This window comes from Pseudomonas sp. CROZ-RG-20F-R04-15, from assembly GCF_022662375.1.
GTDB lineage: Bacteria > Pseudomonadota > Gammaproteobacteria > Pseudomonadales > Pseudomonadaceae > Aquipseudomonas.
In genome coordinates this window covers 154,128-168,670 of record NZ_JAKNQL010000004.1, presented here as the reverse complement: position 1 = coordinate 168,670, position 14,543 = coordinate 154,128, and the positions used below count along the sequence as shown (strand labels likewise).

Annotated in this window: 15 protein-coding genes; all 15 read left to right on the top strand. The window is 59.5% G+C overall.

The genetic code is table 11. The features are described from left to right. Nucleotides 1–3 precede the first annotated feature (3 nt). The 15 genes from hscB to L8H52_RS08475 all read left to right on the top strand — a co-directional run bounded on the left by hscB (nucleotide 4) and on the right by L8H52_RS08475 (nucleotide 14,541). Nucleotides 4–525, top strand: coding sequence for a co-chaperone HscB (hscB, locus tag L8H52_RS08545; RefSeq protein WP_095125910.1), 522 nt, complete (start codon nucleotides 4–6; stop codon nucleotides 523–525). A gap of 51 nt (nucleotides 526–576) precedes the next feature. Further along, nucleotides 577–2,442, top strand: coding sequence for a Fe-S protein assembly chaperone HscA (hscA, locus tag L8H52_RS08540; RefSeq protein WP_242206760.1), 1,866 nt, complete (start codon nucleotides 577–579; stop codon nucleotides 2,440–2,442). Next, a complete protein-coding gene (gene fdx, locus L8H52_RS08535; RefSeq protein ID WP_007916885.1) occupies nucleotides 2,442–2,783 on the top strand; it encodes an ISC system 2Fe-2S type ferredoxin in 342 nt (113 codons plus the stop codon). Before hscA ends, fdx begins: the two co-directional genes overlap by 1 nt. Before the next feature lie 14 nt (nucleotides 2,784–2,797). Then, entirely contained in the window at nucleotides 2,798–2,998 is a 201-nt protein-coding gene (gene iscX / locus L8H52_RS08530) for a Fe-S cluster assembly protein IscX (protein WP_150604298.1), read from the top strand. A gap of 87 nt (nucleotides 2,999–3,085) precedes the next feature. Beyond that, on the top strand, nucleotides 3,086–3,511 hold the full coding sequence (gene ndk, locus L8H52_RS08525; RefSeq protein ID WP_007916882.1) for a nucleoside-diphosphate kinase: 426 nt from the start codon (nucleotides 3,086–3,088) through the stop codon (nucleotides 3,509–3,511). A 28-nt stretch (nucleotides 3,512–3,539) separates the two neighbouring features. Then, nucleotides 3,540–4,688, top strand: a complete 1,149-nt coding sequence (gene rlmN, locus L8H52_RS08520; protein WP_038362965.1) for a 23S rRNA (adenine(2503)-C(2))-methyltransferase RlmN — start codon at nucleotides 3,540–3,542, stop codon at nucleotides 4,686–4,688. Nucleotides 4,689–4,700: 12 nt separating this feature from the next. Next, nucleotides 4,701–5,459 carry a type IV pilus biogenesis/stability protein PilW gene (gene pilW, locus L8H52_RS08515; RefSeq protein ID WP_242206759.1) on the top strand — a complete coding sequence of 253 codons (759 nt, stop codon included), beginning with the start codon at nucleotides 4,701–4,703 and terminating at the stop codon, nucleotides 5,457–5,459. Then, the gene (locus tag L8H52_RS08510; protein WP_242206758.1) at nucleotides 5,459–6,502 is read left to right on the top strand and encodes a RodZ family helix-turn-helix domain-containing protein; all 1,044 of its coding nucleotides are present in this window, start codon (nucleotides 5,459–5,461) and stop codon (nucleotides 6,500–6,502) included. The genes pilW and L8H52_RS08510 overlap by 1 nt, the downstream gene beginning before the upstream one ends. A gap of 3 nt (nucleotides 6,503–6,505) precedes the next feature. Continuing rightward, the gene (gene ispG, locus L8H52_RS08505) at nucleotides 6,506–7,615 is read left to right on the top strand and encodes a flavodoxin-dependent (E)-4-hydroxy-3-methylbut-2-enyl-diphosphate synthase (protein ID WP_008084646.1); all 1,110 of its coding nucleotides are present in this window, start codon (nucleotides 6,506–6,508) and stop codon (nucleotides 7,613–7,615) included. Nucleotides 7,616–7,652: 37 nt separating this feature from the next. Continuing rightward, entirely contained in the window at nucleotides 7,653–8,942 is a 1,290-nt protein-coding gene (hisS, locus tag L8H52_RS08500; protein ID WP_122589955.1) for a histidine--tRNA ligase, read from the top strand. A 41-nt stretch (nucleotides 8,943–8,983) separates the two neighbouring features. Then, nucleotides 8,984–9,625 carry a tetratricopeptide repeat protein gene (locus L8H52_RS08495; protein ID WP_007916865.1) on the top strand — a complete coding sequence of 214 codons (642 nt, stop codon included), beginning with the start codon at nucleotides 8,984–8,986 and terminating at the stop codon, nucleotides 9,623–9,625. Next, nucleotides 9,618–10,769: an outer membrane protein assembly factor BamB gene (gene bamB, locus L8H52_RS08490; RefSeq protein WP_034156262.1), complete on the top strand. Its 1,152-nt coding sequence runs from the start codon at nucleotides 9,618–9,620 to the stop codon at nucleotides 10,767–10,769. The genes L8H52_RS08495 and bamB overlap by 8 nt, the downstream gene beginning before the upstream one ends. A 139-nt stretch (nucleotides 10,770–10,908) precedes the next feature. After that, entirely contained in the window at nucleotides 10,909–12,378 is a 1,470-nt protein-coding gene (gene der / locus L8H52_RS08485; protein WP_008084638.1) for a ribosome biogenesis GTPase Der, read from the top strand. Between the two features lie 235 nt (nucleotides 12,379–12,613). Next, nucleotides 12,614–13,762: a pyridoxal phosphate-dependent aminotransferase gene (locus L8H52_RS08480; protein ID WP_242206757.1), complete on the top strand. Its 1,149-nt coding sequence runs from the start codon at nucleotides 12,614–12,616 to the stop codon at nucleotides 13,760–13,762. After that, nucleotides 13,750–14,541 carry an amidohydrolase gene (locus tag L8H52_RS08475; RefSeq protein ID WP_242206756.1) on the top strand — a complete coding sequence of 264 codons (792 nt, stop codon included), beginning with the start codon at nucleotides 13,750–13,752 and terminating at the stop codon, nucleotides 14,539–14,541. Before L8H52_RS08480 ends, L8H52_RS08475 begins: the two co-directional genes overlap by 13 nt. The last annotated feature ends 2 nt before the right edge of the window (nucleotides 14,542–14,543 follow it).

Here is a 14,543-nt window from a genome sequence, read left to right as displayed (position 1 = left end):
GTCGTGGGTATTCCTTGTCATTTCGCTTTATTCGAGCTGCAACCGGGTTTCCGTCTGGATCTCGAGCAGTTGGCCACGCGCTATCGTGAGTTGGCGCGCGGCGTTCATCCTGACCGCTTCGCCGACGCTTCCGAGCGTGAGCAGCGCTCGGCACTCGAGCAGTCTGCGCGGCTCAACGACGCCTATCAGACGCTCAAGAGTCCGGCCCAACGCGCGCGCTACCTGCTGGCCATCAGCGGGCATGAAGTGCCGATGGAAGTCACTGTCCATGATCCCGAGTTTCTTCTGCAGCAGATGCAATGGCGCGAAGAACTCGAAGACCTCCAGGACAGTGCCGACCTCGACGGTGTCGCGGTATTCAAGCGTCGTCTGAAAGTGGCTCAGGAAGAACTCAACGAAAGCTTCGCAGCCTGTTGGGATGATGCAGCGCAACGCGAACAGGCCGAACGCCTGATGCGGCGCATGCAGTTCCTCGACAAGCTCACCTACGAAGTGCGCCAGTTAGAAGAGCGCCTCGACGATTAACCCAGTGCTGCCCTGATTGCACGCCTGATAGACAGACAAGACCTGATTACCATGGCTCTACTGCAGATCGCCGAACCCGGCCAAAGTCCTCAACCGCACCAGCGTCGTCTGGCTGTGGGTATCGACCTGGGCACTACCAATTCGCTGGTCGCTGCGTTGCGCAGTGGTCTTTCCGAGCCGTTGGCCGACGCAAACGGGCAGGTCATCCTGCCGTCTGCTGTGCGTTACCACGCCGATCGCGTCGAAGTTGGCGAGTCGGCCAAACTGGCTGCCGCTTCCGATCCTTTGAACACCGTGCTGTCGGTCAAGCGCTTGATGGGTCGTGGTCTGTCCGACGTCAAGCAATTGGGCGAGCAACTGCCATACCGCTTTGTCGGTGGCGAATCGCACATGCCGTTCATCGACACCGTGCAGGGCCCGAAAAGCCCGGTCGAAGTTTCTGCCGACATCCTTAAAGTCCTGCGTCAGCGTGCTGAAGCGACCCTGGGTGGCGAGCTGGTTGGCGCGGTAATCACCGTTCCAGCGTATTTCGATGATGCTCAGCGTCAAGCCACCAAGGATGCGGCCAAACTCGCCGGTCTGAACGTGCTGCGTTTGCTCAATGAGCCGACCGCCGCCGCCGTGGCATACGGTCTGGATCAGCACGCTGAAGGCTTGGTTGCGATTTATGACCTGGGTGGCGGTACTTTCGATATTTCCATTCTGCGTCTGACCGGCGGTGTTTTCGAAGTTCTGGCCACTGGCGGCGACAGCGCGCTGGGCGGCGATGACTTCGATCACGCGATTGCCGGCTGGATCATCGAGAGCGCCGGCCTGTCTGCCGATCTCGATCCGGGCGCACAACGCAATCTGCTGCAAACCGCTTGCGCGGCCAAAGAAGCCCTGACCGATGCGGCCAGCGTTGAAGTGGCTTACGGCGACTGGAAAGCACCGCTGACCCGTGAAGCCTTCGATGCGCTGATCGAGCCAATGGTCGCGCGCAGCCTCAAAGCCTGCCGCCGCGCCGTTCGCGATTCCGGCGTCGAGCTGGAAGATGTGCACGCCGTGGTCATGGTCGGCGGTTCGACGCGCGTGCCGCGCGTTCGCCAAGCCGTTGCCGAAGCCTTCGGTCGTCAGCCTCTGACTGAAATCGATCCGGATCAAGTGGTGGCCATCGGTGCCGCGATCCAGGCCGATACCCTGGCTGGCAACAAGCGTGATGGCGGCGAACTGCTGCTGCTCGACGTGATTCCACTGTCCCTGGGGCTGGAAACGATGGGCGGCCTGATGGAGAAGGTGATTCCGCGCAACACCACCATTCCTGTCGCTCGTGCACAAGATTTCACTACGTACAAAGACGGCCAGTCGGCCATGGCGATCCACGTGCTGCAGGGCGAGCGCGAACTGATCAGCGACTGCCGCTCGCTGGCGCGCTTCGAATTGCGCGGTATTCCGGCGATGGTCGCCGGTGCGGCGAAAATTCGCGTGACCTTCCAGGTCGATGCCGACGGTCTGCTCAGCGTTTCTGCCCGTGAACTGGGTTCGGGCGTTGAGGCGAGCATTCAGGTCAAGCCGTCCTACGGTCTGACCGACGGCGAAATCGCCAAGATGCTCAAAGATTCGTTCCAGCACGCCAATGACGACAAGGTCGCCCGCGTTCTGCGTGAGCAGCAAGTCGACGCCCAGCGCTTGATCGAAGCGGTGCAGGGCGCTCTTGAGGTGGATGGCGAGCGTTTGCTCGACGCCGAAGAGCGCATGGTCATCGACCTGCAGCTGCAGGAATTGGCCGAACTGATGAAAGGTACCGATGGTTACGCCATCGAGCAGCAGACCAAGCGTCTGTCGCAAGTGACCGATGCTTTTGCTGCCCGCCGCATGGATCTGACGGTGAAAGCCGCTCTGTCGGGGCGCAATCTGAATGAAATCGAGGATATCTGATGCCGCAGGTCATTTTTCTGCCCCACGAGAAGTTCTGCCCTGAAGGCATGGTGGTCGAGGCTGCGCCCGGCACATCGATTCTCGAACTGGCCCACGAACACCACATCGAGATGGAAAGCGCCTGCGGCGGCGTGTGTGCTTGCACCACCTGCCACTGCATCATCCGCGAGGGTTTCGACTCGATGGAAGAGGCTGACGAGCTGGAAGAAGACTTCCTCGATCGCGCCTGGGGTCTGGAAGCGCAATCGCGTCTGGCTTGCCAGGCTATCGTCGGTGAAGAAGACATCACCGTCGAAATTCCGAAATATTCGCTTAACCATGCGGCTGAAGCGCCGCACTGACTGGTAAGACTGTCATGAGCTACGGTTGGAATGATGTTCAACGTATTGCAGAAGAATTGGCCGAGGCCCATGCCGGCGTCGATCCGTACTCTGTAGGTTTTGTTCGTCTGCAGCAGATGATCCTGGATCTGCCTGAATTCGATAGTACTTCTGGCCGTGTCGGCGAGAAGGTGCTGGAAGCGGTTCAGGAGCTCTGGGCCAAAGAATTGGACTGATCGTCTCGCAGGTTAGGCAATACCCAAGAACCCGCGTATAATTCGCGGGTTTAATTTTTCGCAAATTACCGTTTCTGGAGTTACACCATGGCTGTTCAACGCACTTTCTCCATCATCAAGCCTGACGCTGTTGCAAAAAACGTCATCGGCGAAATCACCACCCGTTTCGAAAAAGCCGGCCTGCGCGTTGTAGCTTCGAAACTGAAGCAACTGTCCAAAGCTGAAGCTGAAGGCTTCTACGCTGAGCACAGCGCTCGTGGTTTCTTCGGCGACCTGGTTGCTTTCATGATCTCCGGTCCTGTTGTTGTTCAGGTTCTGGAAGGCGAAAACGCTATCGCTCTGAACCGTGAGCTGATGGGCGCTACCAACCCTAAAGAAGCTGCTGCCGGCACCATCCGCGCTGACTTCGCTGATTCCATCGACGCCAACGCTGTTCACGGTTCGGACTCCGAAGCCGCAGCTGCTCGTGAAATCTCGTACTTCTTCGCAGCTACTGAAGTAACCACTCGCTAAGCATTGGCTTAAGAGTGAAGGTGAATCCATGACTACATCGACTGTAAAAACCAACCTGCTGGGTCTGACTCAACAGGAAATGGAAAAATTCTTCGACTCAATCGGGGAGAAGCGTTTCCGTGCCGGTCAGGTAATGAAATGGATTCACCACTTTGGCGTCGATGATTTCGACGCCATGACGAACGTCAGCAAGGCCTTGCGCGACAAGCTCAAGGTTATTGCTGAAGTCCGTGGTCCGGAAGTGGTCAGCGAGGACATCTCCAGCGACGGCACCCGTAAGTGGGTGGTGCGCGTGGCGTCCGGCAGCTGCGTCGAGACCGTATACATTCCCCAGGGCAAACGCGGCACTCTGTGCGTTTCGTCCCAGGCAGGCTGTGCCCTGGATTGCAGTTTCTGCTCCACCGGCAAGCAAGGCTTCAATAGCAACCTCACCGCCGCCGAAGTCATCGGCCAGGTGTGGATTGCCAACAAATCTTTCGGCAGCGTCCCGGCAACCGTCGACCGTGCCATCACCAACGTGGTGATGATGGGCATGGGTGAGCCGCTGCTGAACTTCGACAACGTCGTCGCCGCCATGCATCTGATGATGGATGACCTCGGCTACGGGATCTCCAAGCGCCGCGTGACCCTGTCCACGTCGGGTGTGGTGCCGATGATCGATGAGCTGGCCAAGCACATCGACGTGTCCCTGGCGTTGTCGCTGCACGCACCGAATGACGCATTGCGTAACCAATTGGTGCCGATCAACAAGAAGTATCCGCTTAAGATGCTGCTCGAGTCGTGCCAGCGCTACATGTCGTCCCTGGGCGAAAAACGCGTGCTGACCATCGAGTACACCTTGCTCAAAGACATCAACGACAAGGTTGAACACGCCGTCGAGATGATCGAGCTGCTGAAGAACATTCCGTGCAAGATCAACCTGATTCCGTTCAACCCGTTCCCGCATTCCGGGTACGAGCGTCCGAGCAACAACGCGATCCGTCGTTTCCAGGATCAGTTGCATCAGGCCGGTTTCAACGTCACTGTCCGCACCACCCGTGGTGAAGACATCGACGCTGCATGTGGTCAATTGGTAGGGCAGGTGCTGGATCGCACCCGTCGCAGCGAACGTTACATCGCCGTGCGCGAGTTGAGCGCCGACAGCGATCTGGCACAGAACGCCGCGAACACTAACTAAGAGAGGATCTCTATGTCCCTGCGCTTTGCGCTGCTGTTGCTGTTGGCCAGTCTGTGTGCTGGTTGTGTCCTGTCGGGTGACTACAACCCGATGAAGACCAGCAAGGGCCGCGATGAAGCGCGGGCTGCCTACGTGCAGCTGGGGCTGGGATACTTGCAGCAAGGCATGACCGAGCGGGCCAAGGTACCGCTGAAGAAGGCGCTGGACATCGACGGTTCCGATCCTGATGCCAACGCGGCCCTCGGCTTGGTGTTTCAGTCCGAAATGGAGCCTGAGCTGGCCGACGAGCACTTCCGCAAGGCTTTGTCCTCCCGTCCCGCCGATGCGCGCATCCTCAACAACTACGGCAGTTTTCTCTACGAACAACAGCGTTATAAAGAAGCCTACGAGCGTTTTGAACAGGCCGCCGCCGATACCCTGTATCCTGAGCGTTCGCGTGTGTTCGAAAACCTCGGCATGACCGCCGCGAAGCTCGGTCAGCGTGATCTGGCGCAGCAGCAGCTGGAAAAGGCACTGCGTTTGAATCGTCAACAACCGCGCGCATTGCTGGAAATGGCTGAGTTGTCCTTCGAAGACAGGCATTATGTGCCCGCACGTGACTATTACGACCGTTTCAGCCTGCTGACCGAACAAAATGCACGTAGTCTATTGCTCGGCGTTCGGCTGGCAAAAGTGTTTGAAGATCGCGACAAGGCCGCCAGTTATGGCCTGCAATTAAAACGACTCTATCCCGGTACGCCGGAATATCAGCAATACCTGTCGGAGCAATGATGAAAGCGGCGCATCCCGAAGTTGTAGCAGCGAATCGCGTTAACCCCGGTGAGACCCTGCGCCAGGCCCGCGAAAGCAATGGCTGGTCGCTGGCCGAAGTGGCCCTCAAGCTCAACCTCACCGTGACTTCCCTGAGCAATCTTGAAGCCGGCGCTTTCGACAAGCTGCCGGGGCATACTTTCGCTCGCGGCTACATTCGCGCGTATGCCAAATTGCTCGGCATGGATCAGACCGTTCTGGTCCAGCAGTTCGACCAATCCACCGGCACCGATTCCCAGGGCAGCAATGTTCACGCCCTCGGCCGTATCGAAGAGCCGGTGCGGGTTTCCCACACCATTTTGCGTATTGTCAGCCTGCTGTTGCTGATTGCGGTCATCGGCGGCGGTTTCGTCTGGTGGCAGGATCAGACGTCGCTGCGTACCAAGGATCTGGCTTCTCTGGCGCCTGAGCACGTTGAAGTCGAAGGGGCTGACGGCACCACCCAGATTCACCCGATCGATGAGCCGGAGGATCAGGCCGTCGAGGAAAATCAGACTGACAGTTCGACTGCATTGGCATTGCCGCAGTCTGAAACGACCGCTGAATCGACCGGCGCCGAAGCGGCCTCCCCGGCAACCGCTCCAACTGCACCGGCTGCTCCGGCTGTAACGCCGACCGCCCTGGTTCATACGCCGGCCCCGGTTGTCGCCAATCCGGCCACTCCGGCGCCAGGCGTTCCTGCTACGCCAGCGCCGACCGTTACCGCTCCGGTTGTTCCTGCTGCACCGGCGCCTACCGCAGAAGCTGCCGTTCCAGTGGCTGGCGAAGGTCAGGTGCAACTGCAGTTCAGCGCCGATTGCTGGGCACAGGTTACCGATGGCCGTGGCAAAGTGATTTTCAGTGGTCTGAAACATAAAGGCGACAGCGTCAGCGTTTCCGGCAAGCCGCCGCTTAACGTGCGTCTGGGCGTTGCCCGTGCTGCACAGGTCAGCTACAACGGCCAACCGGTCGATATCGCTCCGTTCACCAGTGGCGAGACTGCTCGCCTGAAGTTGGGTCAATAAGTCATGCACGGCGAATCTCCAATCAAACGTCGCGTTTCGCGCAAGATCTGGGTCGGCAACGTACCGGTGGGCGGCGATGCGCCGATCGCGGTGCAGAGCATGACCAACAGCGACACCAATGACGTTGCCGCCACTGTTGCGCAGATCAATCGTCTGGAAGCCGCTGGCGTCGACATCGTCCGCGTTTCGGTGCCTGACATGGACGCCGCCGAGGCGTTCGGCAAGATCAAGCAACTGGTCAAGGTGCCATTGGTTGCCGACATCCACTTCGACTACAAGATCGCATTGCGCGTCGCTGAGCTGGGTGTGGACTGCCTGCGTATCAACCCGGGCAACATCGGTCGCGAAGATCGTGTTCGTGCGGTCGTTGATGCTGCGCGTGATCGCGGCATTCCGATCCGCATCGGCGTCAATGCCGGCTCGCTGGAAAAAGACCTGCAAAAGAAATATGGCGAGCCGACCCCAGCCGCGCTGGTCGAGTCTGCTTTGCGTCACGTTGAACACCTCGAACGCCTGAATTTTCAGGACTTCAAGGTCAGCGTGAAGGCCTCCGACGTGTTCATGGCCGTCGAAGCCTATCGCTTGCTGGCGAAAGAAATCGTCCAGCCGCTGCACCTGGGCATCACCGAAGCCGGTGGATTGCGTTCGGGCACAGTGAAATCCGCCGTGGGCCTAGGTATGCTGCTCGCCGAAGGGATTGGCGATACTATCCGCATCTCGCTGGCGGCCGATCCGGTCGAGGAAGTGAAGGTCGGTTACGACATTCTCAAGTCTTTGCATCTGCGTTCCCGTGGTATCAACTTCATCGCCTGCCCGAGCTGCTCGCGGCAGAACTTCGATGTAGTGAAAACCATGAACGAGCTGGAAGGGCGCCTTGAAGACCTGCTGGTGCCGCTGGATGTCGCGGTGATCGGTTGTGTGGTCAACGGCCCCGGCGAAGCCAAGGAAGCCCATATCGGCTTGACCGGCGGCACGCCAAACCTGATTTACATCGACGGCAAGCCGGCGCAGAAACTGACGAATGACAATCTGGTGGACGAGCTCGAAAGGCTGATCCGCCAGAAAGCGGCCGAAAAGGTCGAAGCTGACGCTGCGGTTATCGCGCGCGGCTGAGCCTGACTGAAGCGCCGAACGAATTTAAGGATTTAAAGTGAGCAAGTCTCTGCAAGCCATTCGTGGCATGAACGACATCCTGCCCGAACAGACCCCGCTGTGGCGTTATTTCGAGGGCACCGTTGCGCGTCTGCTGGATAACTACGGTTATAAGCAGATCCGCATGCCGATCGTCGAGTTCACCGAGCTGTTCAAGCGCTCGATCGGTGAAGTGACTGACATCGTCGAAAAAGAGATGTACACCTTCGAAGACCGCAACGGCGACTCCCTGACCCTGCGTCCGGAAGGCACTGCGGCGTGCGTGCGTGCCGTACTCGAACACGGCATCACCGGCGGTGGCCAGGTGCAGAAACTCTGGTACATCGGCCCGATGTTCCGCCACGAGCGCCCGCAGAAAGGCCGTTATCGTCAGTTCCACCAGATCGGTCTGGAAGTGTTCAACCTCGACGGTCCGGACATCGACGCCGAGCTGATCATCATGACCTGGCGCCTGTGGGGCGAGCTGGGCATCCGTGATGCGGTCAAGCTCGAACTCAACAGCCTCGGCACCAGCGAGTCCCGTGGGCGTTATCGTGAAGCGCTGGTCGAGTACCTCTCGGCGCACCACGACAAACTCGACGAAGACAGCCAGCGTCGCCTGAAAACCAACCCGCTGCGCGTGCTCGACACGAAAAATGCCGACACTCAAGCGGTGCTGGTCGATGCGCCGAAAATGGCCGACTACCTCGATGACGAGTCCCGTGCACACTTCGAAGGCTTGAAATCGCGTCTGGATGCCGTCGGCATTCCTTACGTGCTCAACCCGAAACTGGTGCGCGGCCTCGATTACTACAGCAAAACCGTTTTCGAATGGGTCACCGACAAGCTCGGCGCCCAGGGCACGGTTTGCGCGGGCGGTCGTTACGACGGTCTGGTCGAGCAGATGGGTGGCAAGCCAACCACCGGCGTCGGTTTCGCCATGGGCATCGAGCGTCTGGTGTTGATGCTCGAAACGCTGGAGCAGATCCCGGAAGAAATCTCCCGTCAGGTCGACGTCTACCTCTGCGCCTTCGGTGAAGAGGCCGAGCTGGCTGGTCTGGCTCTGGCTGAACGTGTTCGTGATCAACTTCCAAACCTGCGTCTGCAAGTCAATGCCGGCGCCGGCAGCTTCAAAAGCCAGTTCAAGAAGGCCGACAAGAGCGGTGCGCTGTACGCATTGATCCTCGGTGACGACGAAATGGCCCAGCAAGTGGTAGGTTTCAAACCCCTGCGTGGCCAGGGCGAACAACAAAGCATTGCCTGGGATGCGCTCGCCGCTCACCTGGCCACCTGCGTCGTGCAGGGTTGAAGCTGTCCAAACAGCCGATTTAGCGATTAAGGAGTATTGGGGTGTCGAGTACCGAAGACGAACAGTTGGCGGATTTGAAGGACTGGTGGACACGCAACGGCAAACCTCTGGTCACCGGCGGCCTGTTGGCGCTGGTCATCGTGTTCGGCTGGCAGGCTTATCACAAATACCAGAGCAACCAGTCGCAAGGCGCCTCGGTGCTCTATCAGCAACTGCTGGAAACCACGCTGACGCCTGACGGCAAGCCTGATGCTGCGCGCGTTGCAGATCTGGCCGGCAAGCTCAACAGCGAGTTCGGCGGTTCTGCCTACGCGCAGTACGGCAGCCTGTTCGTCGCCAAAGTGGCGGTCGACAGCGGCAAGCTGGATGACGCTGCGACCGAGCTGAAAGCCATTGTCGACAAACCGGCCAACCCGGCGCTGGGCGAAATCGCCCGTCAGCGTCTGGCGCAGGTACTCGGCGCGCAGAACAAGGCTGAAGACGGCCTGAAACTGCTCGACGGTGATGCCGACAAAGCGTTCCTGGCCACTCGCGAAGAACTCAAGGGCGACCTGCTGGTGCAGCTGGGCCGTACCGATGACGCGAACAAGGCGTATCAAAAAGCCAAGGCGGCACTGTCGGATGAAGCGGCGGTCGGTGGCCTTCAAATCAAGCTCGACGACCTGGCCAAAGGGGATGCGTGACGTGATCCGTTGGAAGCATGCAGCATTGCTGGCTCTGGCCCTTCTGGCCGCGGGTTGCAGCAGCAACAGCAAAAAAGAATTGCCACCGGCCGAACTGACCGACTTCAAAGAAGAAGTGGTTCTGCACAAGCAGTGGAGTCGTTCGATCGGTGACGGTCAGGGCGAAACCTACAACATGCTGGTGCCGGCGATCGACGGTGACACCATCTACGCCGCCGATGTGACCGGCGTGGTGATGGCCATGGATCGTGGCAATGGCGATGTGAAGTGGAAGCAGGATCTTGATTTGCCTGTCTCCGGCGCCGTTGGCGTGGGTTACGGTCTGGTTCTGATCGGCACCCTGCGCGGTGAAGTCGTTGCTCTCGACACCAGCAACGGTGAAGAGAAGTGGCGCGCTCGCGTCAACAGCGAAGTCCTCGCGCCGCCGGCCAACAATGGCGACGTGGTGGTCGTGCAGACTCAGGACGATCGTCTGATCGGTCTGGATGCATCGACCGGTACTCAGCGCTGGGTATATGACAGCACTCCGGCTGTATTGACCCTGCGTGGCACCAGTGCCCCGCTGGTCACCAACCGCCTTGCGGTGGCTGGCCTGTCGACCGGTAAAGTGGTCGCGCTGGATATTTCCAACGGCGTGCCGGTCTGGGAACAACGGATCGCGATTCCACAAGGTCGTTCGGAACTGGAGCGCGTGGTCGATATCGACGGCGGTCTGCTGCTGTCCGGTGGCACGCTGTACGTTGCCAGCTATCAGGGGCGCGTGGCGGCACTGGATCTGGAAAGCGGTCGTCAACTCTGGCAGCGCGACGCGTCGAGCTACGCCGGTATTGCTCAGGGTTTCGGCAGCGTTTACGTGAGCCTGTCCTCGGGCACGGTTGAAGGCGTCGACGAACGTTCCACCACAGCATTGTGGAGCAACGATTCGCTGGCTCGCCGTCAACTGTCGGCTCCGGAAGTGTTCTCCAGCTACGTTGCAGTGGGTGACCTGGAAGGTTATCTGCACCTGCTGAGTCAGGTTGACGGCCGTTTCGTCGGCCGTGAGCGCATCGACAGCGACGGCCTGCGTGCCCGTCCGCTGGTGGTGGGTGACACGATTTATGTGTATGGCAACAGCGGCAAACTGGAAGCCCTGACCATCAAGTAACAACTATGCTTGGGGATAACACCCCAGGCAGCTTCACTTGTGGAAGTGGACCTGTTCACTTCCACAGTGTTGCCCCGAGCACCAGCCGCTGCCTCGCAGCGGCTTTTGTATTTTCTGAAATAACGAAGTGGAGAGCCGCATGGTTCCCGTAATCGCCCTGGTGGGCCGACCGAACGTCGGCAAGTCCACCTTGTTCAACCGCCTGACCAGGACTCGCGACGCCATCGTCGGCGACTTGTCCGGTCTGACCCGTGATCGCCAGTACGGTGAGGCCAAGTGGCAAGGGCGTTCCTACATTCTGGTCGACACCGGTGGTATCTCCGGTGACGAGCACGGTATGGACGAAAAAATGGCCGAGCAGTCGCTGCTGGCCATTGAAGAAGCAGATGTTGTGCTGTTCCTGGTAGATGCCAAGGCCGGTTTTACCGCCGCCGACCAGATGATCGCCGAACACCTGCGCAAACGTAACAAGCGCTCCTACGTGGTTGCCAACAAGGTCGACAACATCGATCCGGAAATGGCCCGCGCTGAATTCGCTCCGTTGGGCATGGGGCACGCGATCCCGATCGCTGGTGCACACGGCCGTGGCATCACCCAGATGCTGGAAATCGCCCTGGGTGATTTCCCTAAAGACGAAGAAGAGCCGGAAGACGGCGAAGAAGAGATCGTTGCCGAAGGCGAGGAAGCCAAGCGCATTCCTGGCCCGAGTGAAAAAGACGGGATCAAGATCGCCATCATCGGTCGGCCGAACGTCGGCAAGTCGACCCTGGTCAACCGCATGCTCGGTGAAGACCGGGTAATCGTCTATGACCAGCCAGGTACCACGCGCGACAGTATCTACATCCCGTTCGAACGGAATGAAGAGAAGTACACGCTGATCGACACCGCCGGTGTGCGCAAGCGCGGCAAGATCCACGAAGAAGTCGAAAAATTCTCCGTGGTCAAAACCCTGCAAGCGATCAAAGATGCCAACGTGGTGATCTTCGTGATGGACGCCCGTGAAGGTGTGGTCGATCACGACCTCAACCTGCTCGGTTTTGCCATCGAGTCGGGTCGTGCGCTGGTGATCGCGATCAACAAGTGGGACGGCATGACGCCGAGCGAGCGCGACTTCGTCAAGGTCGAGCTGCAGCGTCGTCTGTTCTTCGTTGATTACGCCGACATCCACTTCATCTCGGCCCTGCACGGCACTGGCGTGGGTAACCTCTATGCTTCCGTACAGAACTCGTTCAAGTCGGCGGTCACCCGCTGGCCGACCAACCGTCTGACCCAGATTCTGGAAGACGCGGTTGGCGAACACGCGCCGCCGATGGTCAACAACCGCCGGATCAAGCTGCGCTACGCCCACTTGGGTGGCGCCAACCCGCCGATCATCGTGATCCACGGTAACCAGATCGAGAAAGTGCCGAAGTCGTATGTGCGCTATCTGGAGAACACTTACCGTCGTGTGCTGAAGCTGGTCGGTACGCCGATCCGCATCGAGTTCAAGGGCGGCGAGAACCCGTATGAAGGCAACAAAAACACCCTGACCGACCGCCAGGTCAACAGGAAGCGTCGGATGATGTCGCACAGCAAAAAAGCCGACAAAAAGCGCCGCGACAAGAAATAAGGTCGCGGGTCGCTGATCGTTCCCATGCTCCGCGTGGGAATGTATCCCGTGACGCTCTGCGTCACATAAGCGGTGGACGCAGAGCGTCCAAGGCTGCATTCCCACGCAGAGCGTGGGAACGATCAATATGAGAGAGGGGTGCCATCCGGCGCCCTTTTTTTATGGCTGTCGGATGGGCTATCCTCGGGCTCTCCCGCGCCGTCGTCAGAGCCGGGTGTTGAGCAGGGAACCCCCGATGATCACCAGTAAGCTGCCGAATGTCGGCATCACTATTTTCACGCAGATGTCTCAGCTCGCCGCGCAAACCGGCGCGATCAACCTGTCCCAGGGTTTTCCGGATTTCGACGGCCCGCAATCACTGCGCGATGCAGTCGGTCGGCACATCGCCAATGGTCATAACCAATATTCGCCAATGACCGGGTTGCCGGCGCTGCGTCAGCAGATTGCGGCGAAAATCGCTCGCAGCTATGGCGTACAAGTGAATGCCGACAGCGAAGTGACCGTGACGCCGGGTGCGACCCAGGCGATCTTCTGTGCGATTCAGGCGGTTATCCACAGCGGCGACGAAGTCATCGTGTTCGATCCGTGCTACGACAGCTATGAGCCGGCGACTGAGTTGGCGGGCGGTCGTTGCGTGCATGTGCAGTTGAAGCCGGACGATTTCTCCATCGATTTCGACCAGCTCGCCGCGGCCCTGAGTCCGCGCACGAAAATGATCGTGATCAATACCCCGCACAACCCGAGTGGCGCCTTGATCAGCCGTGCCGAGCTGGATCAACTGGCCGCGCTGATCCGCGATCGCGACATCTACCTGATCAGCGACGAAGTCTACGAACACCTGGTGTTCGACGGCGTGCCCCACGTCAGCGTGCTCGCCCATGAAGAGCTGTATCAGCGCGCGTTCGTGGTCAGCTCGTTCGGCAAGACCTATCACGTCACCGGCTGGAAGACCGGCTACGTCGTCGCGCCGCCAGCGTTGACGGCCGAACTGCGCAAAGTGCACCAGTACGTCAGTTTCTGCGGCGTTACTCCGCTGCAATATGCCCTGGCCGATTTCATGGCCGAGCACCCGGAACACGTCGAAGAGTTGCCGGGTTTCTATCAGGCCAAGCGCGACCTGTTCTGTGATCTGTTGACGCCGTCGCGCTTCACCTTCAAGCGTGTCACCGGCACCTATTTCCAACTGGTCGATTACTCACAGATCCGTCCTGACCTGAATGACGTCGAGATGGCCATGTGGATGACCCGCGAACACGGCGTGGCGAGTATTCCGGTGTCGGTGTTCTACCAGAACCCACCTGAAGGCCAGCGCCTGGTGCGCCTGTGCTTTGCCAAACGCGAGGAGACGCTGCGTGAAGCGGCGGCAAAACTATGCGTGATCTGAGTGCGTTACCCGATCTCAACCTGGCGCTGATCCAGACCAGCCTGGCCTGGCACGACCGTCAGGCCAACTTCGAGCATTTCGAGGTGTTGCTGGAGCAGGCGCGCGGCTCGGATCTGATCATCCTGCCGGAAATGTTCACCACCGGATTCTCCATGGAGTCGGAAACCCTCGCCGAAGCCGAGAATGGCCCGACCAGCAAATGGCTGCGGGCACAGGCTGCGAAGCTCAACGCGGTGATTACCGGCAGCGTGATCATCCAGGCCGCTGACGGCAGCCATCGCAATCGCCTGCTGTGGGCGCGACCGGACGGCGAAGTGTTGCACTACGACAAGCGCCATCTGTTTCGCATGGCGGGTGAGCATAACCACTACACCCCCGGCGAACGTCAGGTGCAGTTCGAACTCAAGGGCTGGCGGATTCGGCCGCTGATTTGTTACGACCTGCGTTTCCCGGTGTGGAGCCGCGATGCGCAAGACACCGATCTGTTGCTGTACACCGCCAATTGGCCAGGCGCGCGACGTCTGCACTGGAATCGCCTGTTGCCAGCGCGAGCGATCGAAAACCTTTGTTATGTGGCGGCGGTGAACCGCGTCGGCACCGATGGCAAGGGCTTTGCCTATACCGGCGACAGCCAAGTGCTGGATTTCCAGGGCGAAACCTTGCTGGCGGCGGGGGAGGCTGATGGTGTGTTCAAGGCTGTGCTGGAAGCGGCTCCGCTCGCGGCGTATCGCGAGCGCTTCCCGGCGAATCTGGACGCCGACACCTTCGAGTTCACCTGATA